Annotated in this window: 15 protein-coding genes; 12 read left to right on the forward strand and 3 right to left on the reverse strand. The window is 45.7% G+C overall.

Translation table 11 applies throughout. From position 1 onward, the window contains the following. Positions 1–163: 163 nt before the first annotated feature. Genes AC0YOD_RS26075 through AC0YOD_RS26085 form a run of 3 tightly spaced genes read right to left on the reverse strand, consistent with a single transcriptional unit; the run spans position 164 to position 3,345 of the window. The gene (locus AC0YOD_RS26075; RefSeq protein ID WP_475802268.1) at positions 164–1,177 is read right to left on the reverse strand and encodes a helix-turn-helix domain-containing protein; all 1,014 of its coding nucleotides are present in this window, start codon (positions 1,175–1,177) and stop codon (positions 164–166) included. A 31-nt stretch (positions 1,178–1,208) separates the two neighbouring features. Beyond that, positions 1,209–2,225 (reverse strand): Gfo/Idh/MocA family protein, encoded by a 1,017-nt coding sequence (locus tag AC0YOD_RS26080; RefSeq protein WP_475802269.1) that lies wholly within the window; start codon positions 2,223–2,225, stop codon positions 1,209–1,211. A 37-nt stretch (positions 2,226–2,262) separates the two neighbouring features. Beyond that, positions 2,263–3,345: a Gfo/Idh/MocA family protein gene (locus AC0YOD_RS26085; protein ID WP_475802270.1), complete on the reverse strand. Its 1,083-nt coding sequence runs from the start codon at positions 3,343–3,345 to the stop codon at positions 2,263–2,265. A gap of 250 nt (positions 3,346–3,595) precedes the next feature. Here AC0YOD_RS26085 and AC0YOD_RS26090 point away from each other — a divergent pair, with 250 nt between their 5' ends. The 12 genes from AC0YOD_RS26090 to iolC all read left to right on the forward strand — a co-directional run bounded on the left by AC0YOD_RS26090 (position 3,596) and on the right by iolC (position 19,756). Continuing rightward, positions 3,596–5,383 (forward strand): sensor histidine kinase, encoded by a 1,788-nt coding sequence (locus tag AC0YOD_RS26090; protein ID WP_475802271.1) that lies wholly within the window; start codon positions 3,596–3,598, stop codon positions 5,381–5,383. Positions 5,384–5,400: 17 nt separating this feature from the next. Beyond that, complete coding sequence (locus tag AC0YOD_RS26095) at positions 5,401–6,141, forward strand: response regulator transcription factor (RefSeq protein ID WP_475802272.1); 741 nt, start codon at positions 5,401–5,403, stop codon at positions 6,139–6,141. Positions 6,142–6,266: 125 nt separating this feature from the next. Continuing rightward, positions 6,267–7,184, forward strand: a complete 918-nt coding sequence (locus AC0YOD_RS26100; protein WP_475802273.1) for an ABC transporter permease — start codon at positions 6,267–6,269, stop codon at positions 7,182–7,184. Between the two features lie 92 nt (positions 7,185–7,276). Next, positions 7,277–8,149: a carbohydrate ABC transporter permease gene (locus AC0YOD_RS26105; protein WP_475802274.1), complete on the forward strand. Its 873-nt coding sequence runs from the start codon at positions 7,277–7,279 to the stop codon at positions 8,147–8,149. Between the two features lie 29 nt (positions 8,150–8,178). Further along, the gene (locus AC0YOD_RS26110) at positions 8,179–9,864 is read left to right on the forward strand and encodes a type 2 periplasmic-binding domain-containing protein (protein ID WP_475802275.1); all 1,686 of its coding nucleotides are present in this window, start codon (positions 8,179–8,181) and stop codon (positions 9,862–9,864) included. Continuing rightward, entirely contained in the window at positions 9,864–10,802 is a 939-nt protein-coding gene (locus AC0YOD_RS26115) for a sugar phosphate isomerase/epimerase family protein (RefSeq protein WP_475802276.1), read from the forward strand. The genes AC0YOD_RS26110 and AC0YOD_RS26115 overlap by 1 nt, the downstream gene beginning before the upstream one ends. A 108-nt stretch (positions 10,803–10,910) precedes the next feature. Beyond that, positions 10,911–13,229, forward strand: a complete 2,319-nt coding sequence (locus AC0YOD_RS26120; RefSeq protein WP_475802277.1) for a glycoside hydrolase family 88/105 protein — start codon at positions 10,911–10,913, stop codon at positions 13,227–13,229. Further along, complete coding sequence (locus tag AC0YOD_RS26125; RefSeq protein WP_475802300.1) at positions 13,216–13,899, forward strand: MgtC/SapB family protein; 684 nt, start codon at positions 13,216–13,218, stop codon at positions 13,897–13,899. Before AC0YOD_RS26120 ends, AC0YOD_RS26125 begins: the two co-directional genes overlap by 14 nt. Before the next feature lie 43 nt (positions 13,900–13,942). Continuing rightward, positions 13,943–15,685 (forward strand): hypothetical protein, encoded by a 1,743-nt coding sequence (locus AC0YOD_RS26130; protein ID WP_475802278.1) that lies wholly within the window; start codon positions 13,943–13,945, stop codon positions 15,683–15,685. Positions 15,686–15,940: 255 nt separating this feature from the next. After that, the gene (gene iolD, locus AC0YOD_RS26135) at positions 15,941–17,809 is read left to right on the forward strand and encodes a 3D-(3,5/4)-trihydroxycyclohexane-1,2-dione acylhydrolase (decyclizing) (RefSeq protein ID WP_475802279.1); all 1,869 of its coding nucleotides are present in this window, start codon (positions 15,941–15,943) and stop codon (positions 17,807–17,809) included. 28 nt (positions 17,810–17,837) lie between these two features. After that, a complete protein-coding gene (iolE, locus tag AC0YOD_RS26140; RefSeq protein ID WP_475802280.1) occupies positions 17,838–18,764 on the forward strand; it encodes a myo-inosose-2 dehydratase in 927 nt (308 codons plus the stop codon). Continuing rightward, on the forward strand, positions 18,761–19,756 hold the full coding sequence (iolC, locus tag AC0YOD_RS26145; protein ID WP_475802281.1) for a 5-dehydro-2-deoxygluconokinase: 996 nt from the start codon (positions 18,761–18,763) through the stop codon (positions 19,754–19,756). Before iolE ends, iolC begins: the two co-directional genes overlap by 4 nt. Positions 19,757–19,763: the final 7 nt, after the last annotated feature.

Below are 19,763 nucleotides of genomic sequence, written 5' to 3' on the forward strand. Positions count from 1 at the left end.
ATAAATAGGAATTTCGTCCTATTTTTTTCGAGGGATGGAATGATGAGGTGAATAGGAGAGGTTAAAGCGAAGAGGAATATATTTTTAGCGTCCTAAAAATGAAAAATGAGGGGAAGGGTCCCCTCATAAATAGAAATCAAATTCAGCTATTTGGTACAATTATCTATTCAGCTAGCATAGCCTTTTGAAGTTGTTCACGATATTGAATCGGTGTGATCCCATATTTGCGCTTGAATACGCGATGTAAGTAATTCGCACTAGAGAAGCCGTTCGTTGTAGCAAGGAGCTCGATCGTTTGCTCTCCTTGCTCCAGTTCCTTGCAAATATGCGATAAACGAATTTGTTCGATATATTCGCTGAAGGTTGTTCCGGATTGGTTCCGGAAAATCCGCTGTAGCTGCCTTGGACTAATTTGAATTCTCTCTGCCACTGCTTCTAGCGTCAACGGCTCCTGATAGTTATCTTTCATAAACTGTTCGGCAAGTTTGTAACGATAATGATTCATATCCCTAAGTGCGAATTGTGTTTGCTGCTGCGATTCTGGAAAATAGGCTCGTGTCATTCGCAGCAGGATATGGATAATAGCCTGTTTAATGACCGTCAGCAAGGCTGGTTGGCTTTCATACCAAGCCCGGTATGCGGTCAGAAAACATTCCATTGCTCTAAAGCGATCGAGTTCTGGGCGAAGAGGAATAAGACGAAGCTGACGAATACAGTTTTCCGCTTCACGCCATTCCCAATCTTCTCCCCAGTGAATCTCATTGCTTAAGAAACGTTCAGGTTGATCCGTCCCACTGGATTCCTTGCCTTGGAGCCTAATAATCTCGATACGCAGGCAGAGTTCATTCATTCCGACCTGTGGATCGGCTTCCTGATAATGCATAACCTGAGGGGCGGTCAAATACATCATTCCCTCAGTTAGAGCATGAGGTGTATCTCCGAGAATGACCATTCCGCCGCCCCGAGCTATAAAATGAAATTCAAATTCCTCGGAATGCTTGTGGAATCTATCAATTTTTCCTGGTGGGAAGGTGGCATGGTGGAACCGTACGACACGAATGCCATAGGGTCCCCAGCGGAAATCGGCATGGAGATGCTCCAGCGCATGCTGCTGTTCCTTCATAAGCTCATAAGGATAGGATTTGTTGTTAAAGGCAGGAGCTTCATTTTTAATCATGCCGTTTCACATGCCTTTCAGCGGAATCTATTTATTCGATATGCTGTACCATACCGCTTTTAGCTGATTTATTGGAAGCTTCCATTAGCTTGGTCAAATCAAGTGCAAGCGCGATATTATCAACAGCCTTCGTACCCTTTTGAATATGGGATATCCATTGATAGAAAGTGGAGGGAAGAGCCACAGGCAGGTCGTATACATGCCATTGTTTTGCTCCGCCATTCTCCAGCTTGAGGCTGCGATAAATAAGCTTGCCGTCATGCGCCGAATAAATGGCACTGCCATCCGTTCCGTGCAGCTCAAGCGTGAACGGTGAAGCGCGGTTGACAAAGCCAGCTTCAACGATGCCGAGAGCGCCATTTGCATAGCGGAGCGTAGCAACTGCGTTATCTTCCACTTCTTTATTGGTTATAAAACCATAGCTGGCACTAACACTTTCCGGCATTCCTAGCAGAAGACGTGTTAAGTACATAGGATGACAGCCTAGATCAATCATTGCTCCGCCGCCGCTCTCTTTGGGATTGAAGAATGGAGAAGGCAAATAACCAATTGGACTTTCCGAGCTAGGCAAGGCACCGCTATGGGACAAGCGTGTACGAACCAAAGTCAGCTCACCAAGGAGTCCACTAGCAATGAGACTCAGCGCCCCTTGTGTGAAAGGCATAGTAAGCCGCGGCAGAGATACGGAAAGCGTTACGTCAGCTTGTTTAATAGATGTCATGATTTCCTGGCATTCCGCATTTGTAGATGCGATTACCTTCTCAGTAAAAACATGCTTGCCAGCCTTAGCTGCTGCAGTAATAACAGCGAGATGCTGAGAGGTAGCTGTGGTTACTATTACGGCATCTATATCTTTATTCAATAGAACATCCTGCAAATTTTCATAAAAAGGCACGCCTCGCGCCTCAGCTTCAAGTCGTCCGCGGTCAGGCTTCTCGTCCCATATGCCAGTAATTTCTATATCAGGATGCGCTGCTGCCTCCTTGAAATAATCTTTGGCATGAACATGCCAAAAGCTTAACACGGCTACACGGATTTTTGAATTCATTTTTCTGATCTTCCTCTCCCCATGTTATGAACTGCGATTAGTCAAAATAGACAGCTTCGCCGGTTTTGGCAGATTCATAGATGGCTTCCAGTATTTCAGATACGACTAGTGCCTGCTCAGGGCGTACGATTGGATCTTTATCGTTTAATAGGGCATCTACCCACATTCGCATTTCCACATCCTGCATAGACTCTTTTTTGCCCTCGTAAAAGTCTGCGCCCTTCGGGTCCATTTTGAATTGATTGATGTATAATTTACTATGCTTCTCACCATTAATACGCAATCCGTCTATCATATCCGCCCCAGCTTCTGTACCGGATAGGGTGCATCTGGCTTCTTTCGTATCCAATGTATTAAGCGCCCAGCTTGATTCCAAGATGATGGTAGCACCATTCTTCATGACAATCATAGCAAAGGCGGAGTCTTCAACTGTAAACTTCTTTGGATCCCATGGTCCCCAAGAGTTAGCGGCATTCTCTCGTTTGGAAAGCTTATGATAGGACGTTCCTAACACAACACTAGGCTCATAGTTATCCATTAGCCACATCGTTAGATCCAGGGCATGAGTACCGATATCAATAAGCGGCCCTCCGCCTTGCTTCTCCTCATCGAGAAATACGCCCCATGTTGGTACGCCTCGGCGTCTGACAGCATGAGCTTTCGCTAAATAAATATCGCCAAGCTCGCCGTCCTCACACATTTTTTTGAGCATCATGCTGTCTGAACGGAAACGGTTATTGTATCCAACTGTTAGCTTCTTGCCTGTTCGTTTGGCAGCTTCCAGCATGCGCCTTGCATCAGAAGCCTTCTTCGCCATCGGTTTCTCGCACATGACATGCTTGCCTGCCTCAAGAGCTGCTATCGAAATGTCAGCATGCGTATCGTTGGCTGTACAGACATGTACAACATCAATAGAGCGGTCCTCCAGCATGACTTTATAATCGGTGTAAACCTTCGCTTCGGGCACGCCAAATTGACGTGCAGCCTTATCAGCACATTCAAAATAGATGTCACAAAATGCGACAAGCTCCACCTGTTCTATTTTGTGAAGACTCGGCAAATGCTTACCTATTGCGATGCCGCCGCATCCTATAATTCCTACTTTTAACTTGTTAGTCATTGTAATTCCTCCAGTCGTTATCGTAGCTTGGGCTCATTCTAGCATGAGTCTTCAATGTTTAAAATTGAAAGATTACGACAAGACAGGGTGTACAATTACGACATTAATGACATTTAATAAAACTTAACACACCATTATAAAAAAAAGATGTTATCATTACGAACATAACAATTTCTCATTGAAGTTTGAGAATCCGTCCATTACACTGTTCGTAAAGCTTGAGGTCGTATAGGATTAGGAGCTGCGTTAAATGCCGTTATGGAAAAAACTATTTGTAAGCGTAAACAATAGCTTTAAGATTAAGCTCATTAGCAGCTTATCCTTTATCATCATTATCGCGTTCACTGTTGCAGGCTATTACACATATGAGAGTAATCAGAAATTATTTCAGGATGAAATGAGCAAACAAATTTCCATTACGAATCATGAGGCACTCGAGAAGCTGGAACTGAAAGTGAAGGAAATGAAACGCATTTCACAGACGATTGTGTTTAACGCAGAGATTGAAGGTATTATCAAACGCTATAATGAGTACAGAAATTCAGAGCCTTTCCAAATGTATTTGGAAAAGGAGAAAATCGATACGCTTATTAATCAATTAAAGTCGGATGCGCCTTACATAACGGGGTTGTATATGTTCGATCTGAGTGGTCAAACGGTCTATTACCGTTATAATACACCATCAATTGAGAGCCTAAATACATCCACCCTGCGCTCTATTCGGCTGAAGATCGAGCACACTTCGGGAGAACTCGTATGGATGAATATGCCGATGCCGAGTACGATTGAACCGGATGGAACGCGAGATACAATAGTTGCGGCTAGGTGGATGAAGAATAGTTCCCTCCAGCAGTATGGCGTTCTTGTTATTACGATTGACGAGTCATTTATGTCCAGCAGTCTCAGAGAATTAACCAAGGATGGGATGGGCCAAGTATATTTGTTCAACCGCTCTAATGAATTGCTGTACTCCAATGATAAGCAAGATGCTATGAAGAAAATGGAGCTGTTAGAGCAGGAGACCGATACAAAGGTTATTGATAATCATTTGTTTACACGCAGCCAATCAACGAATCAACTAACGGATTCCTTCCTGCTTGTGAGTGCGAAGTCACTGGTAGAGATTCAGGAGAAAAATAAAGCTTTGTGGAACAAAATTGTCTATGCGGGCATACTCAGCGCCTTTTTTACAAGCTTGCTTATTGCACTTGCAATGGAGCGGCTGTTGAAACCTCTTGGTGATTTGCTCAAAGGGTTGAGGCAGCTCAGATCTGGGAAATTCGAGACGCGCATTGCGGTACGCTCGAAGGATGAACTAGCTTATATCGGAGACAGCTTTAATGCAATGGCTGAGCATGTTGAACAGCTAATAAAAGAGGTATATCTCACGCAGCTAAGCGAGCAGGAAGCGGAACTGAAAGCACTCCAAGCGCAGCTGAACCCTCATTTTTTATATAACTTTTTTAATGAGATGTACTGGAAGCTTCATGCCGGCGGAGAACGGGATACGGCTGCTTTGATTGCTGCTGTAGCGGGGATGCTGAGGCATTCGCTTATGCCGGTTCGAACCCCAACGACCGTTCGTGAAGAGGTCAAGCAAATTCAAAACTATGTAAAAATTCAAGCCGAGCTGTTCGAGACTGATCTGAAGATCGATATCCATGCGGAGGAGGCTGTTATGGAGTATGAGGTTATGCGATCCTTGCTCCAGCCTCTTGTTGAAAATGTGTTTCAACATGCTTTCCGAAACAAGCTTTCAGGAAAAACGCTGCGGATTGAAGTTAAGGAGGAGTCTGGTTTTCTACGTATTGAAATTGAAGATAACGGCTGTGGAATGGATAAAGTTATGATTCATAAGCTGCTGCACGGGGCTAGTGTTTCTCAGATGGAGCCAGGAGATCGTGAGAGCTTAGGTGTAAGAAGTGTAGTGCGAAGGATTGAGCTGATGTATGGTTCGCCTTACCGGATGGAAATGGAAAGTGAAGTGGATCAAGGGACGACGACGCGTCTCTATTTGCCAGTGCCAATAGCAGGATAACCAAGGGGGCAACGCGCATGTACGGGAATGTGATGGTAGTAGAGGATCAGTATCATTTTCGCAGAGGACTTGTACGGATGATTGAGGAAAGTGAGCAAAAATGGCATGTAGTAGGAGAGGCGGCGAACGGGCAAGAAGCGCTCAAGCTGCTAAACCAGCATAAACCGGATCTCGTACTCACCGATATCCGAATGCCTGCGATGGATGGGATTGAGTTCGTTACTCATTTGCGGCAGAGCTTTCCCGAGACACTAGTCATCATATTGACCGGCATTAAAAACTTCGAATATGCTCAAGCTGCTGTTAGATTAGGTGTAATGGATTATCTGCTTAAGCCCTGTACCGAACAGGATGTGCGGCAGGTGCTAGGTATGGCAAATAAGAGATTTATCAAGAGTAAAGGCGGCGCTGATCGTATTCAGACTGAACCTCAGGATATGAAGCAGGAGGATATGATTAAGAAGGCTATAGCGTATGTCGAGCAGAACTATGCACAGGAGTGCAGATTGACCGAAGTGGCTGCTAATATTCATCTTAATCCAAGCTACTTCAGCGTTTTGTTCAAGAAAACAACGGGCGAGAGCTTTACCTGCTATGTAACACGGTTCCGAATGGAGAAGGCCATGCATTTGCTGAAAAATACGGATATGAAAATATTTGAAATTGCAGCTGCAACGGGCTTTGATGAGCCGAATTATTTTACGACTGTGTTTAGACAGCACTATCAAATCACGCCCAAGGAATGCCGTAGACAGTAGGTTGATGGGCATATTGTAGGAGCCAATGAAATTATAGATTTGATCTATAATTTTTTAAGGCTTCTTTTTTTTTGCCGACTATACTTGAACTATAGACCGAAAGTATCGCAGGGCAGGAGGCTGTTATGAAAAATAGACGTCAGACGATAAGCGTATTAAAGGTAAAGCAGAATGCTTATTTGTATCTCATGATTTTACCCGTATTGGCCTTTTACATCATTTTTAAGTACATACCTATGGGTGGTCTTGTAATCGCATTCAAAAGCTACAATTTCTCCGACGGTATTTTGGGAAGTCCGTGGGTGGGATGGAAAAACTATGATCTCCTGTTTACGACCTCGAACACCGTTCAAATTATTTGGAACACATTTTGGCTCAGCTTTCTTAACCTAGCTATTGGATTTCCAATACCGATTATTCTTGCATTGATGATCAATGAGGTCAGGAAAGTTTGGTTTAAGAAATGGATTCAAACAATCGTATATTTACCTCATTTTTTCTCATGGGTTATCGTTTCTGGCATCGTTCTAACGTTGTTTGCAACTGATAATGGTTCAATCAATAAGCTGCTAGAGTTGTTTTCCATCGAAACAAAATCATTCCTGTATGATGCTTTCTCTTGGACTGCGATATTCGTTGGCTCAGGAGTATGGAAGGAAATGGGCTTTAATACAATCATTTTTCTAGCCGCACTGACGACAATCGATCCTTCCTTATATGAATCATCAAGCATGGATGGAGCATCGAAGTGGCGTCAAATCTGGCATATCACACTGCCGGGCATTCGGCCTACGATCATTTTATTGCTCATACTGGCAATGGGCCGTGTCATGGAGGTTGGTTTCGATCAAGTCTATAACCTGCAAAATGACGCTGTGGCAGGTGTCTCGGAAGTTATCAGCACTTATATTTACAAAATGGGCTTGCAGCAAGCGCAGTTCAGCATTACAACCGCAATGGGGCTTTTTGAATCTGTGATCGCCTTCGTGCTTGTCATTGGCGTTAATCGGATTGCCCGCAAATTCGATCAAGGGCTGTTTTAACATACGAAGCAAGATTTTGCTGACGCAAAACTTTTAGGATAATGCTTACGAAGCAAGATTTTGCTGACGCAAAACTTTTAGGAGGAACACAAATGAAGCAGACGGTAGGAGAACGAACGTTTTATATAGTCAACAATGTATTGCTTGTTCTGCTGGGCTTAACTTGCTTGCTGCCCTTTATTCATATTGTTGCGGTATCACTTAGCGAGCGTTCCGCAGTTGAGTCGGGGCATGTACTCTTTTGGCCAGTAGGCTTTCAATTCACAGCTTATTCCTTTTTCTTCGAGGCAACTCCCGCTTTGAGAGCGCTGAAGAATAGCTTGACGATTACGATAGGCGGCGTACTGCTTAGCATGGCAGCGACCATACTGGCGGCATACCCGTTATCCCGTCCTTATATGGCAGGCCGTAGATTTTTGCTTCTGGCGATGGTATTCACGATGTTGTTCTCAGGCGGTATTATTCCGACTTATATCGTTGTCAAAAGCTTAGGCTTCATTAATTCCTATTGGTCGCTTTGGTTAACAGGGCTTGTCAGCACATACAACATGCTCCTGATGCGCAGCTATTTTGAAAATATCCCACGTGAAATTGATGAATCCGCAAGAATAGACGGCAGTGGAGAGTTTACGCTGCTTGTACGGATCATATTGCCGTTGTCTATGCCGATTATTGCAACTCTCGCTTTATTCTACGGAGTCGGCTACTGGAATTCCTTCATGAACGTGTTAATGTATATCAATAAAAGTGATATGCAAAATTTAACAGTTGTTGTGCAGGCTGTACTGAAGACGGGGGATATGCTTATAGATGCCGCTAATAATGCGCAGGATCAGCAGAAGCTGACCAATGAGATGATTCGAGCAGTTGGTGTCGTGTTCATGGTTATTCCCATGCTGCTGGTGTATCCGTTCTTGCAAAAATATTTTGTGAAAGGCATCATGTTAGGCTCGATTAAAGGCTAAGCCATCTACTATATTCTAGGAGGAAAACCATGAAAACATTTAATCATCGGATTAGCTTTTCAGGAATGCTTTTATTGCTTGCTCTAGTACTTGTTATCGGTGGCTGCAGCAGTAATAAAGAAAAAGAGAATACAAGTGAAAAGCCAGCAGCAACGACTGAAAGCGGAGCAACTGAAAAGCCGAAAGAACGCGGTAAAATGTCGGTTGTCGTTCAGGATCGCGGGGGTGTTGCATCATCAGAGGGCTCATACGAGGATAATCGTTGGACGAAATGGATTTTGGAAAATGGTCCTGTAGATGCGACATTCGTACCTGTACTTCGCAGTGAATCGAAAAAGCTGTTGAACGTTATGTTTGCTTCAGGCTCTGCACCTGACATTATTAACGAAACGAACGTACCTTTCCGAAATAATTTGTATGAGCAAAAACAGCTGCTTCCGTTAGATGATTTGCTCCAATATATGCCTAACTATCAGAAACTGCTGGATGAATATCCTGCACTGAAACAAGTCGGTACGAAATCGGACGGCAAACTTTATGAAATCGGTCGTCTCAGTGAAGCTAATCCCATTCATGTATTCTTCATTCGTACGGATTGGCTGGAGAAGCTGAATCTGAAAATGCCTACAACGACAGATGAGCTGCTGGAAGTGGCAGATGCATTTGCGAATAATGACCCTGACGGCAACAAGAAGAAAGATACATACGGCATTAACATCAGCTACTATTCTGATGGCGCGATTAATGAAATGTTCGGTATTCAGCAAGAACACAGCTGGGGGCTGAAGGATGGGAAAGTCATTCGTCAATGGGATAACGAGCTAGGCGCATTATCCTTTAAGAAAGCACTCTATGACCGCAAAATTATCGACAAGGATTACATTAGTGATAAAGATGGAACAAAAGCGAAGCAAGACTTTCTTAACGGCAAACTCGGTATTTATGTGAACTTTAGCATGAACTGGTTTGAGTTTACGACAAAGGATCTAATTACCCTTCAAAAAAATGATCCAACTGCTGTTATTGCGCCGCTTCCTTATCCAAAATCGGAATTTGGTCAATTCATGGGTGCCATTGATAACCCAGTTCAAATGACTACCGTATTTAACGCTAACACGAAAGATCCTAAGGCGGCAGCGGAATACGTCAACTTCATCCTTGAGCCATCTACGACGCAAATGCTGTTGAAGGGCGAAGAAGGCGTTCATTGGAAAGCGGATGCGAATGGCTGCGCGGTTTATCCAGATGCAGATAAATTTCAAACGGAAGCAAGCTATGCTGGAGGCTACGGACTATTTTTGAGCAGAGCGCTTGATAAATGTAACTTCATCATCAATGTGTTTGATACAACTGATCCGGTACAAAAGGCAGGCAAAGATATGTATTTAGAAGCGCGAGATACGTACCTGGATCCTTCCAAGCAATATCCTGGCATTACGCTTGGGGATCATATCCCAGGGCTTCCAAGTGATCTGGATGTTATCCGTACGAATGTATTGAAGGAAATTACGGATCTATATGTTAAGGCAATTGTGAACGGAAAAGGCTACACGCCTGAACAAGCGGTTAAGGATGCGCAAGCAGCTTGGGAAAAAGCAGGCGGTCAGAAGATTGTTGACTTCATGAACGACTGGTATACAACTAGTAAAGACACAGCATTTATGGTAGATGATCTTTGGGCTATCGTAGAGCAGCAAAAGGAGCTTTCGAAATAATGGGTATGGATAAATCAGAATATTCTTTCTCAACTTGCTGGAATATCAAAAGACATACGGTTGGCAGTGAAATGATTCATGAAATCAAGAGTCTGGGCTTTCGTCAGGTAGAGCTGAACTATAATGTAACGCAGCAGCTGGCTTCAACCATTGAGCCTATGATTGAACGCGGTGAGATTGGCATCTCCAGTGTGCATCACGTCTATCCTCATTTGCCGGGCAAGGATTTTGACACCGATTCACTTATGCTTGGTTATCCGGATAAAGAGAAGCGAGACCGTGCGATTGAGCTGCTTAAACAAACAGTAGATTATGGTGTTAAGTATGGGGCAAAAGGAGTTGTGGTGCATCCGGGAGAGGTGCCCTTCCCCTACAATATCGATCAGGAACTGAAGGGAATCTATCATGCTGAAGGACCGCAATCCTCTGCATACCGAGAGCTTTGGGATGAAATGCTTGCTGTTAGGACGAAAGAGAGTCCAACCTATTTACAGCTTATAAAAGAAAGCTTGGAAGAGGCAAGCGATTATATCGCAGGCAAGCAATATGATATTGGGATTGGAATTGAGACAAGATCAAGATGCTACCAAATCCCGACTCTTCAAGAAGCGGACTACATTATCGATTCCTTAAAGGGAGCGCCTGTCTACTTATGGTATGACATTGGGCATGGCATGATGATGGATCGTATGGGCTTGTATGACAATGTCAAAGAGGCTAACCGAATGAAGGAACGTGTTCTCGGCGTTCATATTCACGAAACCGTAGGTCTGTCCGATCATTGGTGCCCTTATATTCACAGCGGCGACGAGACTTATTTCGATAACTTCATAGATATAATCGCAGCTGCTCCCATTAAAGTGTATGAACTCAAGGACAAATGCACGCCGGAAGAGATTCATCAAAGCCATCATAAATTGATCAGTAAACTGAAATAGGTAGGAAATGACGCCGGTAAGAAGAGAGCGGAGACGCGCACTTCTTGCCGGCGCCTTTGTAGAATAAATGGGTCGTACGAAGCTGTATAGGAGAAGAGGGCGAGGATAATGACAGAATATATAAAGAAGCGCGAGAGCATTAACTATTGGCTTGGAGATAATGACCGTTCGGTGTTGACGGTTATGGCGAACCGTTATATAGGTGCTAACCCGAATATTCCGCATAGCTACCGCGTTTTCTCTGAAGCGGGAATACTGCAAACGGACCAAGGGTTATACGATCTGAATTTAGCGGAAAAGCTGCCGGATTCACAGTCTGGTCATTTTGCTTATGCATTTGGACTCGTTTGGAGCGATGATGAAAGATCCATTGATACGGCGATGATGCCTTTTGGACCTATTCGTTTGTATGTCAATCAAGCTTTGCTCTATAGCTCAAGTACAGTCGAGGAATTACAAACAGACGGAAAAGTTATTATACCAATCCTGCTTCATAAGGGATGGAATACGCTGCTAGTGGAAGCGAAGAAGACGAAAGCTGGATTTGGGTGCAAATTTGGTGCAGTTGAAGCGAAAGTTAGAGTGATGAACGTGCTTTCACCCTTTGAAGATCGCGAGGGAGCGGCGGGGTGGATTTATTCGATAGATGTACCGGAGAGAATGTTCAGTCTCGAAGCGGGTATGCCTGATTATCAGAAGACGGAGGAAGCCAGTGGTATACGCTGGTTACCTGAACGAGATTGGTCGGAGGTCATGCTGAAGAAGCTGAACTGCGAGCGGATATTTGGGCTGCCAAATGAGACAGCAGCTGCTTATTCGTGGACTCGTGTATCTTTTAGCCAGCAGCAGAATGTAACGATATGGTCGGGCAAGATAGAAGGCCCAACGACCATTTGGTTGAATGATCAGAAGCTGCTGGAGCTTGAGGAGGCTGGAAGCTTCGAACGTAAGCTGGTTGGAGCAACTAAGAGCGGCAGTCTGCTCATACGAACGGAGAGCAGTAGACAAGGCTGGGGGTTCGAGCTGGAGATCAAGACACCGGACGGAGAGAGGGCTGAGCTTGAGCTGCCGGTTCCCGTTCATGGGGCTGCGGAGAAGAATCAGACTTGGCTGCATCTAGGCCCTTTTGGGGCAGATGTATGGTTAGAACCATCACAGGTGCAAACGATGAAGCGAGTATTTCATACAGCTGGAAGCGGTAATATTGACATTAGAAAAGAATTTGATGCTAAGGCTTATACCTATTGGACACTTGATGGTCCAGGGCAGCGAATCCGCCCCTTTTATGAGAATGCAATGCTCAGCAATAAATGGACAACTGGCGGGGTTACAAACTTTGGACGATGGGATTATCCGCTTGGCGTAACGATGTATGGCTTGCTTCGAACGGCAAGCTCGCTACAGCGTGAGGATATATTACAATATGCTGTCAGCCACATTAAGAGCTGTACTGATATGTATGAGTATTCGCTGTGGGATAAAGAAGAATACGGCTTCCCTTCTATTAATCATCAGCTCGTTTTGATGAAGATGCTGGATAATTGCGGGTCGTTTGGGTCAGCTATGCTGGAAGCCTATTTAAGCATGTCTCAGAATAAGGAGCAGCTACTTGAAATAGGGAATAAAATTGCGGACTTTATGACGAATTCACTGGAGCGCCGGGGGGACGGTGCTTATTATCGCTTATGCGAAGGAGAATATTCTGCGGATACGATGTGGGCAGACGATCTCTACATGAGTACCCCTTTTCTAGGTCGATATTACAAAGCGACAGGGAAAAGGAGTTATATGGATGAAGCAGCTAAACAGTTCCTTCTTTATCGATCTTATCTATTCATACCCGAGCAGAGTGTAATGTCTCATGTTTATGACTTCAAATATGGACTAGCGACAGGAATTCCATGGGGGAGAGGAAATGGCTGGTGTCTTTTCTCATTATCCGAGCTGCTGGAAATGCTGCCAGAGGATCATTCGGACAGACCTCAGCTGCTCGCCTTCTTCCGTGAGTTATGCGAAGGCATATTAGCGCTTCAAGGCAAATCAGGGTTATGGCATCAGGTGCTGACGCATCGGGATACGTATGAAGAAGCATCTTGCACAGCTATGTTCGCATATGCATTCGCCAGAGGCGTTCGTTTCGGATGGCTGGAGAATGCAGGCATGTTCAGAGAAGCGGCATTGCAGGCATGGCGTGGTTTAACGAGCAAGGCGATTGACCGTCAAGGCAATGTGCATGGTGTTTGCAGCGGCTCTCGCTATTCCTTTACAGCAGACTATTATAGTCATGATTTGCTCACTGTCTTTAATGATAATCATGGAATTGGCATTATGCTGCTTGCTGGTGTGGAGATTGCTTGCATGCAAGGGCAAGGGAGGTTGAAGGAACAGGAGGCAGCAATAGAGGTGAATGGTTATGCCCATCCATGATTTCATTATTAAGCTTAGCTTTGCCTTAGTTCTAGGATTGTTTATCGGAATTGATCGTCAGTTGAGACATAAGCCATTAGGGATTAAGACGAGCATGGTTATTGCAGTTGCCAGCTGCTTAATTACGATTGTTTCAATCGAGTCGGTTCATACATTTGCTGTACCCGGTTTGACCAATATGGACCCTATGCGGTTAGCCGCGCAAATCGTTAGCGGTGTCGGCTTTATTGGAGCGGGAGTTATCTTAAGAAAAAATAATGATGTGATTTCCGGCTTAACGACTTCGGCGATGATTTGGGGTTCAGCTGCACTCGGAATTGCTTCCGGCGCAGGCTTTTATATGGAAGCTGCTGTTGCGGGTGTATTCATAATGATTGCTGTCAATGTCATCCCTTTCGCGCTGCGTTTAATTGGACCTGCATCCTTAAGAGAAAAGGATGTGTCCGTTCACGTTGTCATTGATGATGATTCTGAGCTTCAAGAAGTTGTAGAGGGCATTCGCTCCAGCCACAAGATCAAGCATACGAGGATAAGGGACATAGATGGTGATTGCAGGGAGCTTTTTCTGATCCTATCATTGGGTCATCGGCAGCTGCCATCCTCTCTATATCAAGAAATCAAAGAGATGAAGCATGTTGTAACGGTTCAAGTGGAGAGCTACAGCGTATAGCAGAACGATAGAGGCCATAGCAGAAGGAGACGAGATAAAAGAGATGGGGATTTACGACAAGCTGGTAGAAGTTAATGATAAATGGGTAGTGGATGGTTTGAAAAATCAAGTGATGGATTCCCAAAGCAAATATTACGGTGGAGTGAAGGATGCTGAGAATGGCATTGCATGGCCTAGTCATGGCGGAACACCTATGGTCATGGCGATATGGGCGGCGGCGCTAATTAACGCTGATTCACGCTATTTCCATGATGATGAGCTGCTCAGACGATTGGAGCTTGGTGCTGCGTTTATGCTGCGATTCCAGCATCTTGATGGCACGATATCGCCTGGATGGACCAATCTACATTCCCCGCCTGATACGGCTTTTGTCGTAGTTGGACTTGCGCAGGTGTATGAACTGCTGGCGGAACATGAATGGGCACCGCTGCGTAAGTCTACGGATGCGATCCGACTATTTCTGGATCTTACGATTCCAGCGCTGCTCACAGGGGGCTGTCACACACCGAATCATCGCTGGGTATTAACCGCAGCAATAGGCTTCATGTATAAACTGTCTGGAAATCCGAAGCTTTGGAGCAGGGGCGAACAATGGCTGGCAGAGGGGATAGATTGCACCGAGGATGGAGAATGGACAGAGAGGAGCAATGGTATTTATAACGCAGTTAGCGATGTTATGCTGTATCATGCCTCTAAGCTATTCAATCGCGTAGGACTGCTCGAGCCGGTTAGACGAAACCTGAGAATGATGTCCTATTTGGTTCATCCTAACGGAGAAGTTGTGACTGACTATTCCGGACGTCAGGATTTCGGTCAAAGCTATGATATGGCGAGCTATTTGCTAGTTAGCAGACTGATGGCATGCGAAGACCATGATCCATTATTTGCTGCTATTGCTGAACTTGCTGGTAATGCCACGGAACATCCGGGCAGCTTGCCCAACAATGCCTTGATTGGTTATTTATTATATCCGCAACTGCGAGCGTGTTCAGTTGAGACAGGTGAGCTTCCGAGCAGCTATCACATCGTCATCAATCGTGATTTTTCCCGTCAGCATTTCCTTAGCGGAATGGATGCGGCAGGACACGGCGGTAAAATATTTCACAGCAGGCTGCATCCTGATTTTGGAGCGCCAGTAGTAAGACAGCGTGAAGGAGATACCAGCGTTACCATTATGACGGAGACAAATTCTTTCTTTGCCTTACGTCATGGCAATGCGCGTTTGCTAGCCGTGCAAATAGCGACATCCTTCGAACCAGGCTTCGTGAAGATGGGGCATATGGAGAAGATAGATGAAGGTTATTTGTTGTCTGCATCGGAATCCAAAGGCTATTATGGTCCTGTTCCGACCGAATGTCTGCCAGCGACGGCCAGCGGTGCAATTAGTCCTTGGTATTTATTGCCTCACCATCTGCGTGAGGTTACTCATTTGCAGAAGCATTTCATTGAAGTGCAGCTGACAGAGCAAGAGTCGGGATGGAGAATTCAGATCCACTCCTCAGAGCCGGAAGAGATGATGGCTCAGGTAACCTTTGTATTTGGCGGAGAGGGGAGTTTCATGGACACGACTCTTGCTCCCATAACGACTGAAGCGCAATTTTGGCCTAAAGGTACCGTGCGCTATGAATCCGGTGATGATTGGATTGAGATTGACGGCGGAGCGCAGGAGCATCTTGCGAAGGATATCCGTAATACGAGCTATGCCAAAGACTGTCAAACACTAGTTGTGAATCTAATGACTCCTTATGATAAGGAATTCAATATTCGCTTGTCTCCTAGTAATTAATAATGAAGCATGGAAAAAAACGATTGCTCAAATACAATGTATTTAGTATTATTAGGGAAAGCGCTTAACCTAGTCAGAATCTTAATTATTTAGAGGTAAGAATTAAAGGTGAAAATCCCTTTATGAGAGCAGCAATATTATTTTGTTCATGCATAACATGTAGACTATCAAATAATCATACAGTGTTCTAACTGTATGATTATTTAATAGAAATAAGGTAAGCGCTTAACTTGTGAATGGAGGAAGGGGAATAGGATGAAGACGATTCGGTTGACGATGGCGCAAGCACTTCTTGCATTTTTGGATAATCAGTATGTATCCATTGATGGAGTGGAGACGAAGTTTGTAAAAGGGGTTATGGGCATATTCGGACACGGGAATGTGACGGGCTTCGGCGAGGCGTTGGAACGAGGAGCAGGGAGCCTGACTTATATTCAAGGAAAAAATGAACAGGGAATGGTCCATGCGGCAGCTGCCTACGCCAAGCAAAAAGGACGGAAGCAAATTTATGCTTGTACGTCTTCGATTGGTCCAGGTGCGCTTAATATGGTAACGGCGGCGGCAACGGCGACCGTAAACCGCATTCCGGTCTTGTTGCTTCCAGGAGATAATTTCGCTTGTCGACAGCCCGATCCTGTTCTGCAGCAGCTAGAAATACCAAGCGACTATACGATATCGGCAACTGATGCGTTTCGATCAGTCAGCCGGTACTGGGATCGAATCATTCGTCCGGAGCAGCTGATGAGCGCAGCTCAGCAGGCGATGCGGGTGCTTACTGATCCCGCTGAGACGGGAGCCGTAACGCTTGCGCTTCCACAGGATGTGCAGGCGGAAGCCTATGATTATCCAGTCTCATTCATAGAGAAGCATGTGCATGTAATCGACAGACGTCCTCCTTCACGAGAAGCTCTTCAGAGAGCAGTTAACCTCATTGGAAGCAAAAGCAGACCTCTTATCGTAGCGGGCGGCGGCGTACATTATGCGGATGCCACCAAACAGCTCATTGAATTTGCTGATGCATTCAACATTCCGGTAACAGAAACGCAAGCGGGGAAAAGTGTATTGCCTTGGGATCATCCGCTTAATATGGGCGGTATTGGCGTGACTGGAACGCTAGCCTCTAATCGGCTGGCACAAGAAGCTGATTTGATTATTGGAATTGGAACGAGGTATTCCGATTTCACGACCGCTTCCAAATCTGCCTTTGGCAAGCCAGATGTACAGTTCTTGAATCTCAATGTAAACGCTTTCGATTCTGCGAAATTAAATGGTGTATCTCTTACTGCTGATGCAAAAGAAGGAATTACGATGCTGCAATTGGCATTAGCCGCAATAGGCTACCGAAGCGGATATGCTGAGAATGAGCTTGCAGAGCGGAAAGCGGAGTGGGTACAGGAGAATGACCGTCTCTATGCGCTTGAATCTGCAGAGGGATTAGCACAGACGAGGGCGTTAGGAGTCATTAATGAAACCTTGCAGCCCTCCGATGTTATCGTCTGTGCAGCCGGAAGTCTGCCTGGTGACTTGCACCGAATCTGGAGAGCAGCAGAACCGCGAACCTATCATATGGAATATGGCTTCTCCTGCATGGGCTATGAAATTAGCGGCGCGTTTGGTGCGGCACTGGCGGAGCCGGATCGTGATGTTTATGCCATCGTTGGCGATGGCAGCTATCTGATGCTCCATTCAGAGCTTGTGACGAGTCTGCAGGAGGGTACGAAAATAACGGTGCTGTTATTCGATAATCATGGCTTCCAGTGTATTCACAACCTGCAGAGAGGACATGGCAGCGATGGCTTCGGCAATGAGTTCCGTTACCGCAATCAGGAGTCGGGACGGCTTGATGGTCATTATATGCCGATGGATTTTGCCGCGCATGCACGGAGTCTCGGCGCCAAAGCATATACGGTTCAGACTGCTGAGGAGCTGCAAGCAGCACTGCTTCAAGCTCGGAAGGAAACCGTAACGACGTTGGTTGAAATTAAGGTTGTACCAGGAACGAATACATCGGATTACGAATCATGGTGGCGCGTGGGCGTCCCGGAAGTGTCATCGAGCACAAAAGTAACGAAAGCGCACGGTCAGATGAAGGAGCGCATTCATAGCGCACGCGAGCTTTATTAATTTAGTGTCGATGATAGGGGGATGAGAGATGCTGGAAGGATTAGCGTTCAAAATCGGAGTTCATCCGATCAACTGGGTTGGGGAGGACGTTCGAGAGCATGGAGCGGACACCACATACGAAACCATTCTTGATGATATAAGAAGACTCGGGTTAAAGGGCACCGAAATGGGCAGAAAATACCCGCAGGATAGGGCTTTGCTCAAACAAGAGCTGGCATCACGCGGTATTCAGCTCGTATCTCAGTGGAAATCCGTTCTCTTCTCCGATCCTTCGTATCGTGAGAAGGAGCTGGAGGCTTATCGGAAGCATGCCGAATTTCTAAGCGATATGGGGAGTAAGGTTATTAGTACGGCGGAGGTTGGCGGCTCGCTTCATTTTGATCCGCGCCGTACGCCTAATGAGAAGGAAGTGCTGCGACTCGATGACGCGGGATGGCAATCACTTGCTGAGGGGCTGAATGCAGCTGGCCGCATAGCAGGAGAGTATGGCTTAAAGCTGACTTATCACCATCATGGGGGTACGGTTATCGAGAGCCCGCAAGAGATTGACCGGCTGATGGAGCTAACGGATCCATCGCTTGTCCACCTGTTATTTGATACAGGGCATGCCCATTATGGCGGTGCCGATCCGCTGGTTTTACTTCGCAAGCATTATGATCGGATTGCCTATATTCATTTGAAGGATGTTCGCCAAGCGGTACTGGATGAGGCGCGGGCAGAGGATGCTGACTTTGTTACTTGTATTCGAAAAGGCGTATTCACTGTTCCGGGAGACGGTCAGCTCCAGTTTGCTCCAATCATTGCCGAGCTGCAAGAGCGCGGCTATGACGGCTGGGCTATGCTGGAAGGCGAGCAGAATCCTGCAACCCATCCAGCTTATGAGTATGCGCTTCGAGCGCTTCAATTCATTAATTCATTGTGTCAGAAGAAGGGCACGGAAGGGAGCATACGATGAATGGAATAGCTTTTGATTCGAATAAACCCAATGACTTTGTTGCAATCGGAAGGCTATGCATAGATCTGAACGCCAATGAAATCAACCGCCCTATGGAGGACACCGTTACCTTTACCAAATACGTGGGCGGATCGCCAGCGAACATTTGCATCGGAATGGCTAGACTTGGTCTAAAGACGGGCTTTGTCGGCAAAGTATCGGATGATCAGATGGGGCGATTCATCGTCCGTTATTTGGAGCAAAATGGGATCGATACAGGGAACGTTGTGACGGATCACACAGGCGCTGTCACTGGTCTCGCATTCACAGAAATTAAAAGTCCAACCGACTGCAGCATCCTGATGTATCGCGACAATGTGGCGGATCTAAATTTAGAAGCAGGCGAGGTACAGGAGAGTGTAATTGCTGGTGCTAAGCTGCTGCTGATCTCTGGAACGGCGCTTGCCAAAAGCCCTTCGCGTGAAGCGGTATTTCAGGCGCTCGATTATGCGCGCAGGCACGGCGCCATCATTGCATTCGATCTGGATTACAGACCTTATACATGGACTTCGTCAGAAGAGACTGCTGTTTATTATAATCTGGCAGCTGAGAAATGCGATATTATTCTCGGCACACGTGAGGAATTCGACATGATGGAGCAGTTTGACAGCAATCCCGAACGACGTGACGATATTACAGCTTCAAAATGGTTTCATTACAGGGCAAATATCGTCATCATCAAGCATGGCAAGGAAGGCTCTATTGCTTATGCCAAAGATGGATCCAGTCATACTGCCAAGAGCTTCAAAGCAAATGTCGTAAAAACATTCGGAGCAGGTGATTCCTATGCGGCTGGCTTCCTTTACGGTCTGATGCAGCAATGGACGATAGCGAAAAGTATGGCATTCGGCAGCGCTGCAGCAGCGATCGTGGTTTCCAGCCACAGCTGCTCGGATGCTATGCCTACAGCGGAGCAAGTACATCAATTTATGGAAACAAATCAAAGCGAGTGAATGGGGG

Source organism: Paenibacillus sp. J31P13 (assembly GCF_056269295.1).